The organism is Halobacillus amylolyticus (genome assembly GCF_022921115.1).
GTDB classification, from domain to species: domain Bacteria; phylum Bacillota; class Bacilli; order Bacillales; family Halobacillaceae; genus Halobacillus_A; species Halobacillus_A amylolyticus.
Window position 1 is genome coordinate 3,996,595 of record NZ_CP095075.1, and the last position, 22,407, is coordinate 4,019,001.

25 protein-coding genes are annotated in these 22,407 nt (G+C 41.0%); 16 read left to right on the top strand and 9 right to left on the bottom strand.

Annotated elements, in window-relative coordinates; translation table 11 throughout:
- Positions 1-28: 28 nt before the first annotated feature.
- Both MUO15_RS20105 and MUO15_RS20110 read left to right on the top strand, forming a co-directional pair.
- Positions 29-1,513, top strand: a complete 1,485-nt coding sequence (locus MUO15_RS20105; RefSeq protein WP_245032177.1) for a leucyl aminopeptidase — start codon at positions 29-31, stop codon at positions 1,511-1,513.
- Between the two features lie 148 nt (positions 1,514-1,661).
- Entirely contained in the window at positions 1,662-1,892 is a 231-nt protein-coding gene (locus tag MUO15_RS20110; RefSeq protein WP_245032179.1) for a DUF2642 domain-containing protein, read from the top strand.
- 46 nt (positions 1,893-1,938) lie between these two features.
- Here the strand turns inward: MUO15_RS20110 and deoD are convergent, their stop codons facing one another.
- The gene (deoD, locus tag MUO15_RS20115; protein ID WP_245032181.1) at positions 1,939-2,649 is read right to left on the bottom strand and encodes a purine-nucleoside phosphorylase; all 711 of its coding nucleotides are present in this window, start codon (positions 2,647-2,649) and stop codon (positions 1,939-1,941) included.
- Between the two features lie 217 nt (positions 2,650-2,866).
- Here deoD and MUO15_RS20120 point away from each other — a divergent pair, with 217 nt between their 5' ends.
- Positions 2,867-3,355 (top strand): cation:proton antiporter regulatory subunit, encoded by a 489-nt coding sequence (locus tag MUO15_RS20120; RefSeq protein ID WP_245032183.1) that lies wholly within the window; start codon positions 2,867-2,869, stop codon positions 3,353-3,355.
- 6 nt (positions 3,356-3,361) lie between these two features.
- Positions 3,362-4,540: a cation:proton antiporter gene (locus tag MUO15_RS20125; protein ID WP_245032185.1), complete on the top strand. Its 1,179-nt coding sequence runs from the start codon at positions 3,362-3,364 to the stop codon at positions 4,538-4,540.
- A 27-nt stretch (positions 4,541-4,567) separates the two neighbouring features.
- Here the strand turns inward: MUO15_RS20125 and MUO15_RS20130 are convergent, their stop codons facing one another.
- Positions 4,568-4,951 (bottom strand): kinase-associated lipoprotein KapB, encoded by a 384-nt coding sequence (locus MUO15_RS20130; protein ID WP_245032187.1) that lies wholly within the window; start codon positions 4,949-4,951, stop codon positions 4,568-4,570.
- A 122-nt stretch (positions 4,952-5,073) separates the two neighbouring features.
- Here MUO15_RS20130 and MUO15_RS20135 point away from each other — a divergent pair, with 122 nt between their 5' ends.
- Both MUO15_RS20135 and MUO15_RS20140 read left to right on the top strand, forming a co-directional pair.
- A complete protein-coding gene (locus MUO15_RS20135) occupies positions 5,074-5,259 on the top strand; it encodes a hypothetical protein (protein WP_245032189.1) in 186 nt (61 codons plus the stop codon).
- A 43-nt stretch (positions 5,260-5,302) separates the two neighbouring features.
- The gene (locus tag MUO15_RS20140) at positions 5,303-6,100 is read left to right on the top strand and encodes a superoxide dismutase family protein (RefSeq protein WP_318036239.1); all 798 of its coding nucleotides are present in this window, start codon (positions 5,303-5,305) and stop codon (positions 6,098-6,100) included.
- A gap of 45 nt (positions 6,101-6,145) precedes the next feature.
- On the opposite strand, the gene MUO15_RS20145 is transcribed toward MUO15_RS20140, so the two are convergent.
- Complete coding sequence (locus MUO15_RS20145) at positions 6,146-7,315, bottom strand: MalY/PatB family protein (protein WP_245032191.1); 1,170 nt, start codon at positions 7,313-7,315, stop codon at positions 6,146-6,148.
- Positions 7,316-7,660: 345 nt separating this feature from the next.
- Here MUO15_RS20145 and yugI point away from each other — a divergent pair, with 345 nt between their 5' ends.
- Positions 7,661-8,050 (top strand): S1 domain-containing post-transcriptional regulator GSP13, encoded by a 390-nt coding sequence (yugI, locus tag MUO15_RS20150; protein WP_245032194.1) that lies wholly within the window; start codon positions 7,661-7,663, stop codon positions 8,048-8,050.
- Between the two features lie 101 nt (positions 8,051-8,151).
- Here the strand turns inward: yugI and MUO15_RS20155 are convergent, their stop codons facing one another.
- Positions 8,152-8,391, bottom strand: a complete 240-nt coding sequence (locus MUO15_RS20155; protein ID WP_245032196.1) for a DUF378 domain-containing protein — start codon at positions 8,389-8,391, stop codon at positions 8,152-8,154.
- A gap of 149 nt (positions 8,392-8,540) precedes the next feature.
- On the opposite strand from MUO15_RS20155, the gene MUO15_RS20160 reads away from it, so the two are divergent.
- The 3 genes from MUO15_RS20160 (at position 8,541) to MUO15_RS20170 (ending at position 11,721) form a co-directional block, all read left to right on the top strand.
- The gene (locus MUO15_RS20160; RefSeq protein ID WP_245032198.1) at positions 8,541-9,707 is read left to right on the top strand and encodes an iron-containing alcohol dehydrogenase; all 1,167 of its coding nucleotides are present in this window, start codon (positions 8,541-8,543) and stop codon (positions 9,705-9,707) included.
- A 145-nt stretch (positions 9,708-9,852) separates the two neighbouring features.
- Positions 9,853-11,199, top strand: a complete 1,347-nt coding sequence (locus MUO15_RS20165) for a glucose-6-phosphate isomerase (RefSeq protein ID WP_245032200.1) — start codon at positions 9,853-9,855, stop codon at positions 11,197-11,199.
- Between the two features lie 99 nt (positions 11,200-11,298).
- Positions 11,299-11,721 carry a YugN-like family protein gene (locus MUO15_RS20170; RefSeq protein ID WP_245032202.1) on the top strand — a complete coding sequence of 141 codons (423 nt, stop codon included), beginning with the start codon at positions 11,299-11,301 and terminating at the stop codon, positions 11,719-11,721.
- Here MUO15_RS20170 and MUO15_RS20175 read toward each other — a convergent pair.
- Both MUO15_RS20175 and MUO15_RS20180 read right to left on the bottom strand, forming a co-directional pair.
- A complete protein-coding gene (locus MUO15_RS20175; RefSeq protein ID WP_245032204.1) occupies positions 11,698-12,696 on the bottom strand; it encodes a potassium channel family protein in 999 nt (332 codons plus the stop codon). The genes MUO15_RS20170 and MUO15_RS20175 overlap by 24 nt on opposite strands.
- 89 nt (positions 12,697-12,785) lie before the next feature.
- Positions 12,786-13,340 carry a thioredoxin family protein gene (locus tag MUO15_RS20180; RefSeq protein WP_245032206.1) on the bottom strand — a complete coding sequence of 185 codons (555 nt, stop codon included), beginning with the start codon at positions 13,338-13,340 and terminating at the stop codon, positions 12,786-12,788.
- Positions 13,341-13,472: 132 nt separating this feature from the next.
- Between MUO15_RS20180 and MUO15_RS20185 the strand changes: the two genes are divergently transcribed.
- From MUO15_RS20185 to MUO15_RS20200, 4 genes are all read left to right on the top strand, one after another.
- Complete coding sequence (locus MUO15_RS20185) at positions 13,473-14,531, top strand: M20/M25/M40 family metallo-hydrolase (protein WP_245032209.1); 1,059 nt, start codon at positions 13,473-13,475, stop codon at positions 14,529-14,531.
- 419 nt (positions 14,532-14,950) lie between these two features.
- Positions 14,951-15,313, top strand: a complete 363-nt coding sequence (locus MUO15_RS20190; RefSeq protein WP_245032211.1) for a GntR family transcriptional regulator — start codon at positions 14,951-14,953, stop codon at positions 15,311-15,313.
- Positions 15,310-16,191: an ATP-binding cassette domain-containing protein gene (locus MUO15_RS20195; protein WP_245032213.1), complete on the top strand. Its 882-nt coding sequence runs from the start codon at positions 15,310-15,312 to the stop codon at positions 16,189-16,191. Before MUO15_RS20190 ends, MUO15_RS20195 begins: the two co-directional genes overlap by 4 nt.
- The gene (locus MUO15_RS20200; RefSeq protein ID WP_245032215.1) at positions 16,188-16,883 is read left to right on the top strand and encodes a hypothetical protein; all 696 of its coding nucleotides are present in this window, start codon (positions 16,188-16,190) and stop codon (positions 16,881-16,883) included. The genes MUO15_RS20195 and MUO15_RS20200 overlap by 4 nt, the downstream gene beginning before the upstream one ends.
- A gap of 307 nt (positions 16,884-17,190) precedes the next feature.
- Here the strand turns inward: MUO15_RS20200 and MUO15_RS20205 are convergent, their stop codons facing one another.
- The 3 genes from MUO15_RS20205 to MUO15_RS20215 form a co-directional block, all read right to left on the bottom strand.
- Positions 17,191-17,562, bottom strand: a complete 372-nt coding sequence (locus tag MUO15_RS20205) for a TraR/DksA family transcriptional regulator (RefSeq protein WP_245032217.1) — start codon at positions 17,560-17,562, stop codon at positions 17,191-17,193.
- 35 nt (positions 17,563-17,597) lie between these two features.
- Positions 17,598-17,984, bottom strand: coding sequence for a hotdog fold thioesterase (locus tag MUO15_RS20210; RefSeq protein ID WP_245036113.1), 387 nt, complete (start codon positions 17,982-17,984; stop codon positions 17,598-17,600).
- 117 nt (positions 17,985-18,101) lie between these two features.
- Positions 18,102-19,049 (bottom strand): 1,4-dihydroxy-2-naphthoate polyprenyltransferase, encoded by a 948-nt coding sequence (locus MUO15_RS20215; RefSeq protein WP_245032219.1) that lies wholly within the window; start codon positions 19,047-19,049, stop codon positions 18,102-18,104.
- Between the two features lie 228 nt (positions 19,050-19,277).
- Between MUO15_RS20215 and MUO15_RS20220 the strand changes: the two genes are divergently transcribed.
- Entirely contained in the window at positions 19,278-20,672 is a 1,395-nt protein-coding gene (locus MUO15_RS20220) for an isochorismate synthase (protein WP_245032221.1), read from the top strand.
- A complete protein-coding gene (menD, locus tag MUO15_RS20225) occupies positions 20,669-22,405 on the top strand; it encodes a 2-succinyl-5-enolpyruvyl-6-hydroxy-3-cyclohexene-1-carboxylic-acid synthase (protein WP_245032223.1) in 1,737 nt (578 codons plus the stop codon). Before MUO15_RS20220 ends, menD begins: the two co-directional genes overlap by 4 nt.
- Positions 22,406-22,407 lie beyond the last annotated feature (2 nt).

Consider the following 22,407-nt stretch of genomic DNA (forward strand, 5'->3'; position numbering starts at 1 on the left):
AGTACACTTAGAAATGGAGGTGTATACGATGTTTACCATTCGAAAAACATTATTCGATCAAGATCACACGCTTATTGTTGGCTTATTTGATGAGGATTTACATCACCAGCTCATCTTTCAGTCACTGAATAAGCATTCCTCAGGTCAAGTAGATACATACGTCAAGGAAGGCGATATTTCTACGGAATATAAGCACGTGTCTAAATACTTATCTTCTGGACAGCTTCCGGTTAAACGTGTTTACTTTCTAGGTCTCGGAAAAAAAGGCCAGCTCACTCGCATACGTCTAAAAAAAGCTTTTGGAAAATTATTTAAACAGATTCAAGCGGATAAAATCGTTCAATTGTCTATCGCCCTTGAGAGCTTCCGTCCAGATAATCTTTCAAATGAAGAATGTGCTGAGATCATTTCTGAGGCTATGGGAACAGCCACTTATCAGTTGGCAAGCTTCAAACGTAATCAAGTGCAAACAATTACGTCTATTGATTCACTAACTCTAATTTCTGATGGGGATGAGGGAATACTGTTACGCTCTTTGGAAAAGGGGATTGCTTTTAGTAAAGGTGTTAATAAAGCGCGTCATTTAGTTCACCTTCCCGCAAATATACTGACCTCTGCACATATGGCGAAATATGCTGTGGATTTGGCTGATGAGTATGGCTTCACTGCTGAAATTTTGGAAAAAGAGCAGATGGAGGAGCTTGGGATGGGAGCATTGCTTGCTGTAAATCAGGGGTCATCGGAGCCTCCCAAAATGATTGTACTGAAATATCAGGGACTTGAGGAATGGACAGATGTAACTGCATTTGTAGGAAAAGGTATTACATACGATACCGGCGGCTACTCAATAAAATCTAAAACAGGCATGCCTGGAATGAAAGGCGATATGGGTGGTGCAGCTGCAGTGCTTGGGGCGATGGAAACAATCGGTCGCTTAAAACCAAAACAAAACGTGTTAGCTGTCATTCCGTCAACAGATAATATGATTTCTGGATCAGCATTTAAACCTGACGATGTGATTACATCATTAAGTGGAAGAACGATTGAAGTATTAAACACCGATGCTGAAGGCAGACTTGCCCTGGCAGATGGGATGACCTATGCGAAGCAGCTTCATGCTGTGCGAATAATCAATGTTGCAACATTAACAGGTGGTATGGTGACAGCATTAGGTTCATGGATGACAGGGGCACTAACGAACAGTGAAGATTTTTTTAAAACTGTACAAGACAGTGGTGAGAAAATGGGTGAGCCGATATGGCAACTTCCTTACAATGAGGACTATCAAGCACAAGTAAGGAAAAGTTCAATTGCTGACTTGAATAACTCTCCTACACGTAAGGCACACCCCATTATGGGCGGTGCATTTGTTGGAGAATTTGCAGAGGATACCCCGTGGGTTCATTTAGACATTGCGGGAACATCTACTGCTGAAGCAGCACATGATTTGGGTCCAAAAGGTCCGACGGGTGTAATGTCCCGAACGCTAGCTGATTATATCTTAACAAGGTAGGTAAGGCTCAGTTCTCATTTATATTAAGACCAACCTCAAATTGATCATAATTTGGGGTTGGTTTTCATTTTTCACAGACTTTGACCCAAGCTAAAGACAGGTCGTGCGTATAAACTAGAGGGATAGGCTTGATAGGAGGGGAGAGTCAGTGGACCATTTAAAGTTGCCGCCCTCTTATTCAAAAGAAGTATCTATAAACATCAATTCTGTCCTTGTGGAATCTTTAAAGGAAATGACAGGTGAAATGCTCTTCGTTTATACGAAAAGTGGTACGGTGAGGGGGGAAAGACTGGGCGTTGTGATTGATGATCATATCTGGCTCAGGGGATGCAGTGTTTTCCTTCAAATCCAAACTATTATTTATTTTATACAAAAATAAAAAAGCCCGCACTAGGGCGGACTTTATGATGAAGAATCTTCGCTTTTTAGTCTTGAATCGCTGCCTCTAAGGCTACTTCGATCATCTCGTTAAAGGTTGTCTGACGTTCTTCTGACGACGTTTCTTCACCTGTTAAGATGTGGTCGCTGACCGTAAGAACAGAGAGCGCTTGTCGATTGAACTTAGCTGCAAGCGTATATAATGCTGTCGTTTCCATTTCAACGGCTAAAACATTATATCTGGCTAATAGGTTGAAAAGTTCCATCGCATTGTCACGATAGAAGCTATCACTTGTAAAGACATTACCGACCCGCAGCTTAAGCCCTTTATTTACACCAGCATCATAGGCATTTTTCAAAAGTCCAAAGTCGGCAGTTGGCGCGAAATCAATGCCATCAAATACCATGCGGTTCATTTGTGAATCTGTAGTAGATGTCGAGGCCAAAATAACATCACGAACCTTTACATCTTTTTGCAGGGCACCACACGTACCCACACGAATCAACTTTTGAACATCATAACTTTCCATCAGTTCATTAATATAAATGGAAATAGACGGAACACCCATGCCTGTTCCTTGCACAGAAATGCGCTCCCCTTTATAGGTTCCAGTATAGCCATACATGCCGCGCACTTCGTTGTAGCATGTTGCATCTTCAAGGAAATTCTCAGCAATATATTTTGCTCTTAATGGATCTCCAGGTAGTAGAATCTTATCGGCAATATCTCCGGGTTTGGCACCAATATGTACACTCATTGGTATAACCTCCTCTTAAACATTTAACTATTTTAAATTACCACACAAGGTAAGAGAAAACAAACTAGGGTCTAGATTGACAAGGCTATTCTTGATAATATAGCAATGTAATCAATGGAGCTGATTGGATTATTTTAATAATGTGAATATCAAAGAGTTAAAAAGTGCGATACTAAGTGAGTAAAATTTACACGGGAAAAAAGGGAGTGGACATTGTATGAATATTTCTGTTTCACAATTGCCGGGTATCGGTCAAAAGATTACCTTGAAGACTGCGGAAGATAGTATGCTTGTGCTGATCGTACATCATACAGGTAAACGTGAGCTTTATTTTTTCGACGAAGCAGATAGTGAAGAAGCTGATTTTGCCATGGACTTAACATCGGATGAAACGAGAGAGCTTGGTGCACAATTGCTTGGTGCAACATATCAGCCGGTTGATGCGAACAAGCTAAAAATGTTTAAAAACCAAATCGTGATCGACTGGATTGAATTGAAGGAATCTTCCTCTATTACACATCAAACCATCGAAGAATCTGAGATTAGAAACAAGACAGGTGTGACAATTATTGGTATAATTAAGAAAGATGAAACCATTGCCATCCCTGAAGCGGACACGCAACTATTGCCGGGAGATGTCATTATGACCATTGGGAAGCAGGAGCAAATTGATAGCTTCACTGATTTGTGCAATGGAAAGGATTGATCATTAGTGCACACTGAATTTCCTGCCCTGTTGGGTGCAGGGTTGATTTTAATCGCGATTTTTTATTTAGGTTTTTTAAGTATAAAAATTAAAGTGCCAGGTGTCATTCTTTATATTTTATTAGGAATTGTCCTTGCTGGAAGTCTTGGGGGGAACGAGCTGCTTCACTTTGCAAGTGAAATAGGGATTGTCCTCCTATTTTTCTTGTTAGGATTGGAGTTTAATGTAAAGCGGCTTGGGGGCATTGCTAAAAAGATCTGGCCTTCGGGATTGCTTGATTTATTCTTAAGCTTAGGTGTTACCACAGGTATTGCTCTCTTATTTAACCTTGATCTATTTTCTAGTTTCTTAATCGGTGGGATCGCTTATGCCACAAGCTCATCAATTACAGCTAAACTGCTGGATGATCGGGGACGAATGGCTAACATTGAAACGGAATATATTCTTGGCATACTTATTTTCGAGGATCTTGTTGCTCCGATTGTCGTGGCAATTTTATTTGGGGTTAGTTCCGGAGAGACCTTTACTACGATTTCCTTTCTTACTATAACTGGAAAGATTGTAGGTTTAACTTTAGCGGCTATTATTTTAGGGAAAACAGTATTCAAAAAAGTTGAGACGTTACTTGATCGAATAGCGGATGAGGATTTTAAGATTGCGCTGTTAACGGGTATCGCACTCTCTTATGGTGGGTTAGCCTTATATCTTGGCCTTTCAGAAGTATTAGGTGCTTTCTTGGCTGGAATGATGCTCGCTGAAATTGGGAAAATTGAAAAGGTCGAACACACCGTTTTTCCTATACGAGATTTATTGCTGCCGACATTTTTTGTCTACTTTGGGACAACTATTGATTTAGGAAATGGTGTGCCAATGGCAGGGTTGCTTGTTGTCGTACTAATTTGGTCGATTATTGCAAAGATATTGGTTGGTATTCTTGGTGGACCATTGTATGGATTACCTAAACGGGCATCATTACGAGCAGGTTTGTCCATATGTTCAAGAGGTGAGTTTTCCGTGGTTATCGCAGGTGTAGCAACAGGCGTGTTAAAAGCGTTCAGTGGGCTTTATATTCTCATTGCTGCATTCATAGGTATGGTTTTATTTGAACGGGCTCCAAAAATAGTAACGAGAATTTACGGAAAGCCACAGAAAAAGAAAAAAGATTTAAGAGTACCCGGTAGTTAAAAAAACGCTCCCAATTGAGCGTGTTTTTTAACCAAAGTATTGCTTTTCAAGATCGATCAGCTGGTCTAAGGCATGTTGATTAAAATCTGTGTCACGACGCGTCAGCTTGTTCTTCAACTTTTCTACAGAATGTCTCAGAGAGGTAGGGTAGTCAGGTATATTCTCCTCTTCATATGGATGGACCGCCTGTTTATGAATGTTCGCTTTCTCTTGAAAGCTTAATGCTTTTCTTTGATGAAAAAATACATCTTTTGTTTGTCCAGGGTTATGAAGATCTCCTTGCATAGGGTGTTTATCCACAGCGAGTATCTTTACTAAGTAGTTTTGATTGCGATCCTCCAAGAGTTCACCTATGTAGATACCTGATTTATAATGGGCTTTAACAATTGCTCCATTTTGAAGTTCTGTCATATGAACGCCTCCTTTTTCATTATTATATCAGAGTTTGATTATGTGAAAAAATGGTGAAGACCTGCTTAAGTATAGAGTCATTTGTTATAATAGAGAGGTAAAGGGAAGGATGTGATGCTCCTATGATGGAATTTCTTTATTTTCCTGAGGATAAATCTGAATATATTCCAGCGGTGCTTACATTATTAGTTTTTATCGTAGCAGCTATTGTTACCATGTACTTTATCGTTAAAGCTTCACGAAAAGAAGAGGAGCGAACGGACTACACTTCTTATGATACACAGAATCAGCATCGTCACGATCATTAATGGGCAACACTTGAGGTGAAATCTCAGGTGTTGTTTTTTGTTTGTGGAGTATAATCACCAGGTCAACGCTCTTCTCGCTTTTCTTTGTCTAGCTCCGGCATCTAGACCCTCGAGAGATAAGTCAATCGCCACCGTGGGGGAAATTACCGACTGCGCCGCTAGTCTTATGCTTGTTGAGTCTGATCAAGACGCCTTTGCTTTTCTGATTATAAATGGTCGGTTTGTTGGGGAAGCTAGTTGTATGATTACGGATTTGGAAAGGGCGTTCGACATGAAATTTGTTCTAATAGGGGTACTCACTACTTTGTTAACGATTACGGGATGTGGAGAAAAACGTTCACCTTTAGAGTCGGCACTTTATAATCAGGCAGGTGATCGTATAGGAACAGTGACACTTACCGAACAGCCTGGAGGTGTCGAGGTAAAGGTAAAAGCTGAGGGACTAGAAGCGGGTCCGCATGGGATTCACATACACGAGTTTCCAAAGTGTGAGGGACCTGACTTTAAGAGTGCAGGGAATCATTTTAACCCGACACAAAAAAAGCATGGATTAATGAATCAGAAAGGCGCCCATGTGGGGGATTTACCAAACATCGATGCTGAGTCAAGTGGGATGGCAGACGCTAAGCTGATGTTGCCAGAGGCCACGTTAAAGGATGGGCAAACCTCGTTATTAAGAAAAGAAGGAACGTCTGTTGTCATTCATAGCGGTCCAGATGACGGTATGTCCCAACCAGCAGGGGACTCAGGTGATCGGGTTGCTTGTGCTGAAATCACATTGAACAGCGAAAAGGCTAAAGCAAGTGATCCTACAGAATTAAATAAAAAACAGGAAAAATAGGAACAATCCCCCTCTCAAACTTTTGCAAGAGGGGGGGGGGTTCGGTTATTTTTCGACAGCTTGGATGATTCTTGAGACACCTTTTTCGATAAGTTCCCTTGGTGCGGCGATATTCATTCTCATAAAGCTTTTTCCTTCTTCGCCAAAGGAGGCACCATCATTTAGACCTACTTTTGCTTGTTTTTGCATAAATGATTTAAGGTCAGATTGGGAGAGGTTAAGCTTGCGACAATCAATCCATAGTAAATAGGTGCCCTCCGCAGGGATCACACGCAAAGCATCTGTTTCCTTGTGGAGGCGTTCTGTAACGTAATTTCGGTTAAATTCAAGTGTTTCAATCAACTCTTCAAGCCATTCCTCACCTTGTTGATAGGCTGACTCAAGAGCTGTGATTCCTAGTGTATTAAGCATAAACATACCTTGCTTGTTAAAGTGAGCTGTTAACTTCGTGCGTATTTCTTCATTTTCCGTGACGAGATAAGAGGCTTGTAGGCCGGCTAAATTAAATGTTTTTGTTGGAGATAGACAAGTGACAGTATTATTGCTAGCTTCTTTTGACAGTGTGGCAATAGGGACATGTTTGTATTCGCTGTATATTAAATCGGAGTGAATTTCATCTGAAATTACAGTAACTCCATGTTCCAGACAAATATTGTTCATGCGCACGAGTTCTTCGCGAGTCCACACTCTTCCAACTGGATTATGTGGATTACATAGAATAAACAGTTTAACTTTATGATCTTTAATTTTAGCTTCAAAGTCATCAAAGTCAATCGAGTATGATTCATTTTTGAATACTAAAGGGTTTGTTACTAGTGTGCGATTATGGTCTTTGACTACACTGTAAAAAGGAGGATAGACAGGTGTTTGAATTAATATCGCATCCTCCTTGGAAGTCAAGGATTGCACGGCCATATGCAGGCTCGGTATAACACCAGGGCTGTAAGTGATCCAATCTTTAGCTGTTTTCCAGTTATGGCGTTGCTCAAGCCAATTGACGATTGTAGATTTAAGTGCATCATCTGGCATGGTGTAACCAAATATCCCGTGTTCAACCCGACTTGTCAGGGCATTTATTACAGCTTCAGGTGCTTTAAAGTCCATATCTGCCACCCACATTGGAAGCACATCTGGATCGTTATATATTTCTTCAGCCAAATCCCATTTAACGGATCTAGTCCCTTTTCTCACGGTCATTTCTGAAAAATGGCTCATTACTATCACTACTCCTTTGGATAACATTTAAACCTATCATAACGAATTAAAGTAAAGAATAGAAATGATGAGGGTTGGGCTGTGTGGAAATATAAAAAAAGCAAAGCGGACGATCCGCTTTGCTAACACAGGGGGAATACGAGAAAGCCTTACGATAATAACTATATCCATCTTGGGCGTCCTTTAAACCTATTTTTATTATTTCTCCAGAAAATAGATTGATAGAATATGTTGTATTTTACTAAAAAGTCAAGAATGAAGGTTTTGCTTATTGTGAACATGTATGATAAAATCAGTAATTGCGTGAAAAGAAACGAATAATATATATATCAGGAGTTGTATAGCATGTCAGATAAGTTTCAAGAAGGTCAAGTATTAGAAGGTAAAGTAACAGGAATTCAGCCATACGGTGCTTTCGTTGCACTTGATGAGCAAGTGCAAGGACTAGTGCATATCTCTGAAGTAACTCACGGTTATGTTAAGGATATTAACGAGCATCTTTCTGAAGGTGACGAAGTTCAAGTTAAAATTCTAAACATTGATGAAAAAAGTAATAAATACTCTCTTTCTATTCGTGCGACACAGGAAGCACCTAAGAAAGAGCGTCGTCCTCGCAAGCAAGCCGCACCAAAACAACAACAACAGGAGGATGCTTCGGCAGGGTTTAACACACTTAAGGATAAGTTAGAAGACTGGATTAAACAGTCTGATGACCGCGAAAAGTTCCGTAAGTAAATACGAAACCATTTAGAAACAAGTTTTAAAATCAGCAAAAACCCGGCTTCTTCTAAAGCCGGGTTTTTTTATATTGAATTTTACTGGGTACTAAAAGCTGATTATTTGCTTGGCTCTGCTTCGGTAGCTTCATGGTGCTCTGCTGCACGCGAGAAATAGAGGGAAATGGTAATAAGTCCACTAATTCCTACAAGTGTATAGATGATACGCGCAAACGCTCCACTTTGTTCTCCACCGCCAAACAAAGCAGCAACAAGGTCGAATTGGAACAATCCAATTAGTCCCCAGTTAATCGCTCCAATGATGGTAAGCAATAGGGCAATACGTTGTATCGTGTTCATGTTTTCACCCTCCTGTGTTTGGATTAAACATTCATAGCTTGAGCAAAAGCGGATAAAATATACATATTGCATTTCTTTTGAGAAATCATTTTATATGAGGGATAATGAAATACTGAAAGTCATGTTATGGAAGAGGGGAGAAGTTATAAATGGATTCATTTACGTTTCATAACCCAACGAAACTAATTTTTGGTAAAAGTCAGGTTGAACAATTGTCAGAACAGCTTCCAAAAGGAATAACAAATGTCCTTATCGTTTACGGGGGCGGGAGCATTAAAAAAAATGGTGTGTACGACAGTGTAATCAAAGAGCTTAATAAGGCAAATGTGATGGTTCATGAACTTTCCGGTGTAGAACCTAACCCTAAGCTCAGTACAGTTAGAGAAGGCGTTAATCTTTGTAAAAAGGAAAATATTGATTTTCTTCTCGCTGTTGGCGGTGGCAGTGTGATTGACTGCACAAAAACCATTGCGGCAGGTGCTAAGTACAATGGCGACGCATGGGATTTAGTCACTCGCAAAGCTACTCCAGATGGTGCACTTCCTTTTGGAACAGTGCTTACATTAGCTGCAACTGGCTCTGAAATGAACGCAGGCTCTGTGATCACTAATTGGGAAACGAATGAAAAATATGGCTGGGGCTATGCACCATATACATTTCCAACGTTCTCCATTTTGGACCCGCAAAATACAGTGACCGTTCCTCGTGATCAGACGATTTATGGCATTGTCGACATGATGACTCACCTGTTTGAGCAATATTTTCACAACCCAACCCAATCACCTGTACAGGATGAGATGATTGAAGGGGTTCTACGTACAGTTATTCATACAGCTCCTAAACTGCTGGATGATCTCGAATCATACGAGCATCGTGAAACCATTCTATATGCAGGCACTATAGCCCTAAATGGTATGCTGCAAATGGGATATCGTGGTGACTGGGCTAGTCATAATATTGAACATGCGGTTTCCGCAGTTTATGATATCCCTCATGCAGGTGGACTCGCGATCCTATTTCCAAACTGGATGAAACATAATTTGGAAGTTAATGAGGATCGGTTCGTGCGAATGGCTGTGAAAGTTTTCGCAGTGGATCCAGCAGGGAAATCAAACCGTGAGATAGCAGAAGAGGGCATCGAGGCTCTACGAAGTTTCTGGACATCGTTAGGCGCTCCTAAAACATTGGCTGACTACGATATTGACAATCAGAAGTTTGATTTGATCGTGGATCGTGCGATGAAACGAGGAACTTTCGGTAATTTCAGCAAACTTGAAGGCCAAGATGTTGAGAAAATCTTAGAAATGTCTAAATAAGCTTAGAAAGAAGTACAGAATGATCTGTGCTTCTTTTTTAGTTGGATACGTTTACATTTTTAGGCCTACTTGATTTGTTGCAAGCGTTTAGATAAAGTGAAAATGGCTTCGTTATATTTAATGATGATTTTTGGAGGAATTTTACATGACACACGTTCGATTTGATTATGAAAAGGCATTACCGTTCTTTAACGAACATGAGCTTGACTATATGCAGGATGCTGTATCTGTGGCCCATAAGGCACTCCACGAAAAAACAGGTGCGGGCAACGACTTTCTCGGGTGGGTTGATTTGCCTGTAGACTATGATAAAGAGGAATTTTCTCGAATTAAGCAGGCAGCAGAGAAAATTAAGAGCGATTCTGACGTCCTTCTAGTAGTTGGTATTGGTGGGTCCTACTTAGGTGCGCGGGCAGCGATTGAGATGCTCAATCATAGTTTTTACAATGAATTATCCCAGGAGCAAAGGGAAACACCACAAGTCTTTTTTGTTGGCAATAGTCTCAGTGCCTCCTATATTAATGAATTATTTGATGTGTTGAAGAACAAAGATGTGTCCGTTAACGTCATCTCAAAAAGTGGAACAACGACAGAGCCGGCGATTGCCTTTCGTATTTTCCGTAAGTTTTTAGAAGAAAAATATGGACAGGAAGAAGCACAAAAGCGTATCTATGCAACGACGGATAAAGAGAAGGGTGCTTTGAAGACGTTAGCTGCCGAGCAAGGGTATGAGTCCTTTGTCGTTCCAGATGATGTGGGTGGACGCTATTCTGTACTTACGGCTGTAGGGCTTTTGCCGATTGCGGCGAGTGGTATTGATATTGAGGAAATGATGAGGGGTGCTCAAGCTAGCCGAGAAGAGTTAAGTTCTGATCGACTTTCTGAAAACCCTGCCTATCAATATGCAGCGGTGAGAAATGCGTTGTACAGCAAAGGAAAAACGATTGAAATGATGATTAATTATGAACCGTCACTCCAATATTTCTCAGAGTGGTGGAAGCAACTTTTTGGTGAGAGTGAAGGAAAGGATCATAAAGGGATTTTTCCTAGCTCTGCAAATTTCTCAACAGATCTACATTCTTTGGGTCAGTATGTACAGGATGGTCGTCGTGACCTATTTGAAACAATTCTACATGTAGAGGAACCGTCGTCCGATTATACGATTGAAGAGGATGAGCAAAATTTAGATGGACTCAATTATTTAGCAGGAAAAACCATCGATGAAGTAAACGAGAAGGCCTATCAAGGCACAATGCTTGCTCATACAGACGGACAGGTTCCGAACTTAATTGTCCACATACCTAAGCGTGATGCCTTTACATTTGGTTATCTTGCGTACTTCTTTGAAAAGGCGTGTGCAATTAGTGGCTATATTCTTGGAGTAAATCCATTTGATCAGCCAGGAGTAGAAGCTTACAAGAAAAATATGTTCGCCCTGCTCGGCAAACCAGGCTTTGAACAACAAAAACAAGATCTAGAAAAACGCCTGTAATAATGAATTTACTTTAATTACCACCTCAGGTCATCCAGAAAATGGATGACCTGAGGTGGTTTTATTTGGGTAGGATAAGCTTAAAAGGAGTGAATGTTTGTGATTAATTTGTCTTCTCAACTTACAGATGAGTTATTAGATTTACATGAGCTTGAGCAGGGGCTTCGTCCAATTGGCTTTAACTTTTCGGACAACTGGGATTATGAGCATGGTTATTTTGATTATAAACTTGGTGATCAGAACGGATATCTATTTCTCAGGATTCCTTTTTCTGTCGTGGAAGGAACATTAGATTCACCCTCAAACCCTGCCACAGTGAAAATGAATGAGCCCTATTTACTTGCACATGTTTATCAAGATGGGATTGATGATCATGTACGAGAAGGAAACCTTCGTGCATCCATTGATCAATTTCAGACACCTAAAGATAAGGATGCAAGTTTTCCAGAGGAATATATTCAGACAGGCCAAGAAGTACTTCGACAAGCCGAACAGGCTTTACTCACTAAAGGGAGTAAATAGAACTAAATAATCTTCTTCCGTTAGTGTTGTATAAGTATCAATATTAAAAGAAATCGTGTCGCCCGTTTTTACTCCTATCACCTGAGAGCCCTGGGCTAAATAATGTTCCAGAACATTAATCATCGCGACACCGGCTAAGGAAGCGGAGACTTTTTCTTCGTGAAACTGACGAGCCGTAAGTAAATTCAGGAATAATTGGAAGGGTTGCAGAGGGTCTTTTCGGTAAAGCTCATGATAGAATAAACTGCTCATAAAATCATTGGAGCGGATCACCGTATTGGCCCCTGCTCTTTCTGCATTAATTTTTTGGCGCTCTGTCAACACCTCGGCTATGATAAATAAATTAGGATGGTGCCCTTTTAAAGCCACAAGCTGATGAATGACAGCCTGGTCGGATTGCTGTTCCTTTTTAGAGGGATTTGCTGTGACAACTGCCATTCTAGCCTCGCATACATTGGCTTTCTCTAGGGTATCCTCACTGGTCGGATCCCCTTTAACAAAATGAACATTTGATAACTCTTGGTAAAGTTGATTCATGGTCTCATCTATTAATACAATTTTATCTTCAATATTATCCTTTCTCATCATATCAATGAGTTGCCTTGTTCGTTCATTCCAACCTAATAAAACAATATGTGATTCTCCTTTAAAGCGGACTTTTCCTTTGGAGAGAGCTTGTTCATGCTTCACGGTTGCAGAGGATAATGTAACCATATAAAAGGTGATAAGTCCACCACCTGTAAAAATTAACAGAATAGCTACGATCCTACCTCCTAAGCTTATTGGAACGTAATCACCGTAGCCGACAGTGGCTCCTGTTACAAAAGCCCACCAAATCCCATCGAAGAATGTCGGAAAGTTTTTCGGTTCGATGAGATGGATCGCCATGCCAAAGAAGAGCATGGTTACCAAAGCGATAGATAACAATCGTATGAGTACAGGAAGTTGAAAATAAAATCGAATCCATTGCTGCATGGCGAAAATCCCCTTTTTATCTCTAGTATGGCTTGCAATACTAGGATTCAAACATAAAAAAGCATGCCTGGTTAGGCACGCTTTAATGTCTATTGTGCTAAAGTTTCTTTAAGGTTTTGATAAACAAATGAGTGGAAATCTTCATTGTCACGATAAGCCTTTGTAACAAATTGAAATAATTCCTGTTGCTTTTCCTTAAAATCATCTGCATCTTTAGGGGGAAGATTGGCTACTGCACCGTCAATAAACTCTTGCAACTTCGGCGCTCTGGGTCCCCAATTCAACCATTCCTCACCCTGTTCGTCAATGATTATAATTTTTGGGATCGAGCGTGAGGTACCGTTCGTTAAGTATTGATCCATTAGTTCAAGGTTCTCATCACGGTGTAGAAAATGTGTAGCAATACCACCTGCTTCCGCCATACGCAAAAATATTGGCAGATTTAACATCGCATCGCCGCACCAATCCTCCGTAATGGCAATGGCGCGCAAATTTTTGTTTTGTAATTTTGTGAAAAACGGTTCATCCTCTGCGGGGACTGTAAAGTGTTCATATATTTTAACAAAGCCCTCCTGATGTTGTTCCATGGAGTCTACATACTCCTGGGCAGTTATACCTTTGTTAAACCATTCGTTCAAATTCATTTCATTCCTCTCCTTTTAGGTGCATACACATTCATTTTCCCGAACCTTAGGGGAAGTATGCACATTTCTATAAAAACTAGACAATGGTATAATTTTGCACGACACTGCTAAAAAAATAGGAGGAATTATTCAATGGAAAAAAAGCAAATGGACTTTTTATTAGAATTATTACAAACCCCATCACCCTCAAGTATGGAAATGCAGATACAGAAGCGGTGGATGAAGGAAATGGAGTCACATGCAGATGAAATTCGGACAGACCATGCCGGAAACGTGATTGCTGTATTGAACCCTCAGGCAGAATTTAAAGTACTGCTTGCCGGGCACTGTGATGAAATTGCACTCGTCATCAATCGAATCGATGAGCAAGGCTATCTTCATTTTGACAAAATGGGAGGTATTAATCCTAAAGCAGCTGTTGGCATGAAGGTGGCTGTCCTTGGTTATCGCCAAACTCTTACAGGTGTGATTGGGGTCAATGCCCAGCATCATGGTGGCTTAAAGGACGATTTTGGTTTAGAAGATCTATTTATTGATTGTGGAGCGAAAACAAAACAGGATATAGAGAAATTCATTCAAATAGGTGATTTGGCTGTCTATAAGCGTACTCCCGAAGTACTTATGGATCAATATATTTCCGGAAGAGGTCTTGATAATCGAACAGGTCAATTTATTGTGGGAGAAGTGTTACGAAAGCTGTCTCAAAAAGATCTTAAGGTAGGTGTTTATGCGGCAAGCACTGTTAATGAAGAGACAAATATGGGCGGTGCTTATTTCGCGGCAGCAGGCATTCAACCAACGATGGCGATAGCCTGTGATGTTACCTTTGCAACAGACTATCCGGGAGTAAATAAAAATAAATATGGTGATATTCGTTTAGATGGAGGGCCTGTTCTGGCCAAAGGGGCGCCGATTAATCGGAAAATTAATCAGCTGCTTGAGAAAAGTGCCGGAACGTTAAATATGGCTCTTCAATATGAACTTACGCCTCGGATGACAGGGACGGATGCCGACCGTATGCGCTTAACTGGACAAGGGGTGCCAGTCAGTCTCGTGTCCTTGCCGTTACGTTATATGCATTCACCAGTTGAGACGGTCAGCATAAAAGATATGGAGGAAGAGATCGATTTGTTAGTTGAGATGGTTGCTAACATGACAGGACATGAAAGTTTAAATCCTTTAGATGATTAATGAAAAGAGCTCCGGCAAAGGCTTGCCGCTGAAAACATTGCAGTTTTTCAGCGGTCTCCCAGGTGGACGGGTTTTTTTGATAAGAATTGGATATAAGGGCCACAGTATTTGTTTAATGATGATAATGAAGGGAAGCCCTGCTTAACTATTTTCTCATTTAACCTGCTTATATCTGGTCTATGGGCAGGGAAACAATGTCTGCGCGGCTTTTTGTCCCATTGTTAATTAAATTAAAACCGTGGATCGAACAGAAGAATAACTCATCCGCTGCATAATTAGAGATCTCGGAGAAGCTGGCATGTTGCCAGCTTCTTTTTTTCCTATAATATAAGCTTTAAAAAGAAATTGACATTTCTGTAGTTAGAGTATAGTATTGTGGTTAATTACTTAACTAATTAACCAAATGAGGTGGCTTATTTGTGCATCAACTGAAGGATGACCGGCCAATTTTCCATCAAATCACAGAATATATTCAGAATCAGGTCGTGGATGGCTACCTAAAAGAAGGCGATAAAATACCTTCAACGAATGAACTGGCTTCTTTTTATCAAATTAACCCTGCTACAGCATTAAAAGGAATCAATCAACTTGTTGATAAACAAGTGATTTATAAGAAAAGAGGGATCGGGATGTTTGTACAAGAAGGGGCCAAAAGCATTTTGATTAACGAGAGACGTGAGCAATTTGCTGACCAATTTATTAGGCCTATGGTGAAGGAAGCGGAGAGAATAGGTTTCTCTAAACAAGATTTGCATTCTATTCTTGAGGAGGAAAAGGGATGACGGTACGTGCGGCTTTTCAAAATGTAAGTTTCTCTCATGATAGGAAAACGAACCTGGCATTAAATCATGTAAACTTAGATATTGAAGATCATAAGATTTATGGGTTGTGGGGGCGGAATGGGGCGGGTAAAACGACGCTTCTTCACTGCTTATTTGGTTTAATCCAACCGAGCGAAGGGAGTGTATCCGTTTCCGGATCTAGTCCTATGAATCACAAACAGTTAACGGAAGACATTTGTTTTATTCAAGAAAATCATCCGTTACATCCATTATGGAAAATCAAAGACGTTTTTGTGATCTCACGCCACTTTTACCCGAACTGGGACGAAGAAAAGGCGGTCCAATTATTAGAGCGTTTTTCATTAGATTCAAAAATGAAAATCAAACAGCTTTCTAAAGGTATGAAAACAGCTGTTTCTATTGTGATTGGGATGGCTAGCAAGTCAAGGGTTACTGTTTTTGATGAACCTTCTAATGGATTGGATGCCGCGTCACGCGAAGCCTTTTACGCCTTGCTTATAGAAGAATATGAGCAAAGCCAGCGCACCTTCATTTTATCTTCTCACTACATTCAAGAGATTCAAGGGATTGTGGAAGAATTGATCGTGATGAAACAGGGTGAAATTGTTTTAAAAGAACCTATCGATCAATTACTGGAACGGTCTGTATATATAATGGGGCAATCTGCAATTATTCATGAACACTTCCACCAAGTTCCGGTTCTTGAGAAAAAGGACATTCAAGATATGAGACGGATTATGGTAGAAACGTCTCGATTAAATCCTCCCGGGGCTGCAGCTGTAGATGTTCAGTATGATCAAGTACCGCTTCAACAGTTTCTTTTAAGAAAGACAGAGCCTGAGGAGGGAAGGGAATGAACACATTCACAGGTGTGTGGCGGATCGTATGGGGAGACGTGAAAAGGAGCTTCTTTATTTTCTGGGCAATCTTAATTGCAAGTTCGCTCGTGATTATTGGTGTTTCGCAAACAGTATCATCGGGCAGCATCTACCTGGTTACAAATATGCCTATGCTGGTTTACGCATCTGTACTGGGGTCTCAATTATTTCACAATACTTTTTCTTATGCTTTGTCGCTAGGCTGCTCAAGAGGGAACTTTTATAAAGGTTTGGTTGGCTCACTAACGTTTATAATCTTATTGTTAACTGTGACTCATCTGATTGTATGGAAAGCTTTTGACCTGATTCCTTCAGAAGCTAAAGTATTCAATATGTGGTCGTTCTTGACTAAAGAAGATCATTTGCTGACATTTGTTTGGTATGACTTCATTGTTAGTTTCATGATGTTAGCAATATTTTTATTGCTTTCTGTCGTGCGTTATCGTTACGGGACAAATGTGTTATATGTACTTGCGGGATTAATGTTTGTCGCCATTTTTACAGGAGTTGTAACAGAAGTGATAATTGAAAGAGCCGTTTGGTTTTTAAATCAACCGATTTTAATTCAGTCTTTGTGGTGTATAGGGACCATCTTCATGATGACCATTCTTGTATGGCCACTTGTTTTGAAGAGTAAATACAGAGCAAAAAATCAAATCCAGCCGCAATAACAACAAAAGCGGCTGGAACAAAACTGAATAAGGCATGAAATAATCCGAACGATTCTAGTGAAATCTGTTCAGATTATTTGTGTGCCAAGGAAAGATTTCTACCATCGCTACGTCAAAACACTTCGCTTTCCGCGGGCACGGCCTCAGATTCCTTGGAAAGCAAAGGACGCTTTCCTGGGGGATCTTTGGCTCGCGCTGTTCCCGCAGGAGTCTACCTATTTTGACTACGCTAATAATCTGCGTTTAACCTATTCATTTTTTATCGTTCGTTCTTTGACATCATTGCTTTACTTATGTCCCAGCCTCTTTACGATTGGTCTTCTACTTCATCGACCCGCATTCTAGCTGTAGGCATGACCTTCAGGCGTTCTAAAGGGATTGGTTCGCCGGATTTCTCGCTCTTTCCGTAGCTGCCATCTTTAATGCGTTCAAGGGCATCGTTGATCTCCATTAACTTCTCTCGGGACTGCTCGTATAACGTATATTCCTTCTCTTTTTCAAATTGGGAGGTCCCAAGATCTCCGGGATGGTCAGCTATACTGGATAGCTCTCCATCTTTCTCGTTTGGGTACTCCTTATCTGCCTGCTCATTTTGGAATTTATTCAGTTCCTGTTCTGTTTCAACTTTCATTTTTTCGAGCTGCTTTTTAAATTCGCTCATTTGCTTTTCGCTTAACATCTCATTCACTCCTATTTAAAATGTAAGACGATTGGTCAGGGTTTGCGGGGAACAACACCGACTGTGCATCTGGAAATCGAGATTAACTGGTGATCTTTGTCCTCAATCTTTATCTCCCATACCATTGTATTTTTTCCTAGATGTAGAGGTGTGGCTGTGCCGTAAACATAGCCAGAGCGTACACTTTTAGTATGATTGGCGTTGATTTCAATGCCAAATACCTGCTGCTGTGTGGGATCAATATTCAAGTAGGACCCAATACTTGCTGCGGATTCTGCTAGCGCCACACTGGCACCGCCGTGTAAAAAGCCCATAGGCTGGTGTGTACGTTCGTCTACTGGCATTTTGAGTGCTACTCTGTCAGCCTGTGCTTCAATGACCTCCATACCCAACGATTCCATTAATGTGTTTTCTAAGGACATATCCATTTTTACCATCATCCTTTTTTAATAATTCCCTACATTGTTTTTATCAAACATAACAAAAAAGGATGGCAGCTGCCATCCTTTTGTTCTAGTCGTGAAGTTATAGTTCCCTTTTTAAAATGTAAAAGGGATAACAAGTTGAAAAATTAACGATAGCCCTAATAATAATCCATACAGGGTATTGGTTTGTGCTGTTGCTTTCATAGCAGGCATCATTTCAAGTGGTGATTTTTGTCCAGCAAATCCTTGTATAGATTGCACAGCTTTCCTTATGCTAAGCAATGTAATAAGCGACCAAATAGGGAGCATCCCCACTGCAATGAAGATCAACGTAAGCCCATAGGCAAGGATATATGAACACATTAAAAAGCGGACTGCACCATTATGGCCAAACAAAATCGCCAGTGTTTTACGGCCATTCTCTGCATCACCAACACGATCGCGAATATTATTAGAGAGATTAATGGCACCAATAAAGATCGCGACTGGAATGGAAACCACGACTACTCCCCATGTAATACTTAACGATTGAATAAAATAACTGATGCCAACAATGATGGTCCCCATGAAAATACCTGCTGTTAATTCCCCTAAAGGGGTGTAGGCGATAGGATAAGGTCCGCCAGAGTAGAGATAGCCAAGCAGCATAGATACGAGACCGATTACAGCAACCCACCAACTGGATGAGGCACAAATATATATGCCAAGCAATGTTGCAACAACGAGAAAGCTGAGAGCAAGCGTTAATACAGTTCGCGGTTGAATACCGTCCCGAACAATCGTCCCGCCTATTCCAACAGAGTTCTCGTTGTCTAAGCCTCTGACGAAATCATAATACTCATTGAACATATTTGTTGCTGCTTGAATTAAAATAGAGGCAAGAAGCATAGCAGCAAATAACCCTAGATGAACTCCATGATCAAGAGCGGCCAGCATTGTACCCACAAACACAGGAACGAATGCGGCGGTTAAAGTATGTGGACGCAGCAAACGCCACCAAACTTGAAATCCATCACGTTCATTCAAGGAAGCTTTTATATTTTGATTTGAAACAGAACTCATGGGTGTCATCTCCCTTGTTAAAAAACTAGTAATATAATATCAACTTAAGTTTAGGCAAACAGTCCTCTGGTGTCAATACTTGTAATTATATGCAAGAAACGATGGCGATCCCTTGAGTCAATAGTAAAAAGAGAATAAAATAGAAGAGGATCATCAACGTCTGTTTAAAATGGACCAATTATTATCCAATTATAATGCAGCATCCCTTTAAGGGTGGGAGGAATTATAATGCTTCATATAAAAGTACCTCAATTAGAAGAGATCGTTGAGGGTGCAATTAGTCAGGCTGCTCTTCAAGGGGAGCCGCAATTAATCAGCGTAGTAAATGAAATAGATTATACAAGCCCATATGCTTTTTTAGATCGTGCCCAAGCAGTCGATCAACACCGTTTATTCTGGAGAAGTGCTGGTGAGGATTTCGCTATGGTGGGCGTTGGGGCTGCCCATCGCATACTATCGACAGATTCACATCGTTTTAGGGAAATAGAGTCTGTTTGGAATGAACTTCAGAAGAAGGCGCGCGTATATGACCCTTCTCACGTAAAAGGTACTGGCCTTGTCGCCTTAGGCGGGTTTAGTTTTGATACGAACCAATCTGACCTAACACCGTGGGAATCCTTTCCTGACAGTCAAATGACAATTCCTGCTTATTTATTAACGAATAAAGGAACAAAATCTTATTTATCAACAAACTTGCTTATTTTTGAAGAAGATCACAAACAGCAAATTATTCATCAGATTAATGAGCAGCAACATCAACTTTTGCATGGGGACAGGCAAGAGCTTAAGCTGCCAAATAGGACGAGCTCTATGGAAATGGAAGCTGAAAAGTGGAAGCAAAGTATTAAACAAGCAACCGATGATATTAAAAAAGGAAAGCTTGGAAAAGTTGTCCTTGCCCGTGAGTTACGGGTGAAATTTAACGCGCCTGTAGAATTAGCTGCTGTTGTTGAAGAATTGTGTGAAACCCAGTCGAACAGCTATGTTTTTGCTTTTGAAAATGGCGGTGATCATTTTATCGGGGCTACACCTGAAAGACTTGTTAGAGTAGAAAAACAGGAGCTTATCTCAACGTGTTTAGCAGGGACGATTCCTCGTGGGAAAGATGAAGAGGAAGACCATATCTTAGGCCAACGCCTACTGAATGACCCTAAAAATCGTCAAGAACATGACTTTGTCGTTCAGATGATAAGAGAGGCCGTTGAGGCTTGTTGTTATAATGTTGAGATTCCAAGTGCTCCTGTCGTATACCCGCTTCGAAATTTACAACACTTATACACACCTGTAACGGCAACGCTAGAGAATGGATATACGTTGCTCGATGTCGTGGAGCGACTACATCCGACACCTGCACTTGGGGGCATGCCTCAAAAACAATCGGTTGACTATATTAGAAAAAATGAAGCGTTGAATCGCGGCTGGTATGCAGGCCCTATTGGCTGGTTCGACGGGCATAATAATGGTGAATTTGCTGTAGCGATCCGTTCAGCGCTCATTCAAGGGGATGAAGCCTCATTATTTGCGGGATGCGGCGTCGTTGAAGATTCTGATCCCGAGGCAGAATATGAGGAAACAGCAGTGAAACTTAAGCCAATGTTGTCCGTATTAGGGGGATCATTATGAGCTATACAGAAACGTTAACAAAGTATATGACTCACTTTGTTGGTCAGCTTCTCTACTCGGGGTTAGAAGATGTAGTGATTTCACCAGGATCCCGGTCGACACCGCTTGCGATGACGTTTAGTGAGCATAGTGATGTGAAGCATTGGGTCCATGTTGATGAACGGTCTGCTGCCTTTTTTGCCTTAGGTTTAGCAAAAGAAAAACAAAGGCCTGCCGCGCTTGTCTGTACATCAGGTACAGCCGCAGCCAACTATTATCCTGCGATTGTGGAAGCATATTATAGCAGGGTTCCTCTAGTTGTATTAACGGCTGACAGACCGCATGAATTACGGGACGTTGGTGCCCCACAGTCCATCGAGCAGACAGAAATGTATGGAGGTTATGTGAAGTGGTTTCATGACCTGGCTTTAGCTGAAGAAGGGCTGATGTCCTACGTAAGGAAGCAAGCTGCTCGTGCTGTCGAAGAAAGTCAGTCTAACCACCCAGGTCCTGTGCATGTAAATATTCCTTTAAGGGAGCCGTTAGTTCCGGATTTTAAATTAGAGGGTCTTTGGAAGGAGGGAGCTAAACCGATACCAAAAACTTTTCATGGCTTACCTCAAATTTCAAAGCAGCAGGCGGCATTTTTTGAAGAATTGCTTTTCAGTGGAAAAAAGGGACTACTTGTCTGCGGGCCGCATACAGATTTAGATTTAGCCTCCGATATAACTAATCTTGCTGCACGGGCAGGGCTGCCTATTCTAGCCGATCCATTGTCCCAGCTTAGGGCTGGAGAGCATGATAAAAGAAATATCATTGAAAATTATGATGCTCTATTAAAGTCAGATAAGTGGAAGGTGAATTTGCAGCCGGATTTTATTATTCGCTTAGGTGCTATGCCAGTATCTAAAGCTTATTTGCAATGGGTACAAAAGCACGGAGCTTCTGTTGATCATTATGTTGTTGATACGTATGCAAGCTACCGCGAACCTTCGGGGGTAACAACCCAGTTCGTTTGGTCTGATCCGGTCAAGTTTTGCAAAAAGGTTTATGAACGGATCGATGAGGACCATTTGGAAAACGAATGGTTACGTAAATGGCAGAAAATGAACACGTTAGCTAAAGGTCATATGCTGACAGAACATGATGAACGGCTAAATGAAGGTCATGCTGTCGTCCGTTTGTCTGAGGCTATGCCTGATGAATCGGTATTGTTCGTAGGGAATAGCATGCCTATTCGTGATGTGGATAGCTTTTTTATGTCGACACCGAAACGAATTAAGATCCTCGCTAATCGTGGAGCTAATGGCATTGATGGTGTTGTTTCTACAGCCCTAGGTGTGGCGGCAGCTGGCCAGCCTACAACTTTGCTGCTCGGGGATCTATCCTTCTTCCATGATTTAAATGGCTTGCTTCTTGCTAAAATGCATAGCCTGCCTATCACGATTGTCGTAATTAATAACGATGGAGGCGGGATCTTTTCCTACCTTCCACAAGTTGATCAGCGTGATCATTTTGAGGAACTTTTTGGCACACCGATAGGTATTGACTTCAAAGCCGTTGTTGAAATGTATGGTGGAACACATAACCGTGTTCATACTTGGGCATCCTACAAACGGTCTTTAGAAGAAAGTTATCAAGAAAATGGTCTGAGTGTTGTTGAAGTGATGACAAACAGGGAAGATCATGTTCCTTTTCATAAAGCAAAGTGGCAAGGCGTTGCAGAGGCTTTGGAAAACTGGGATGAGGCGTAGGA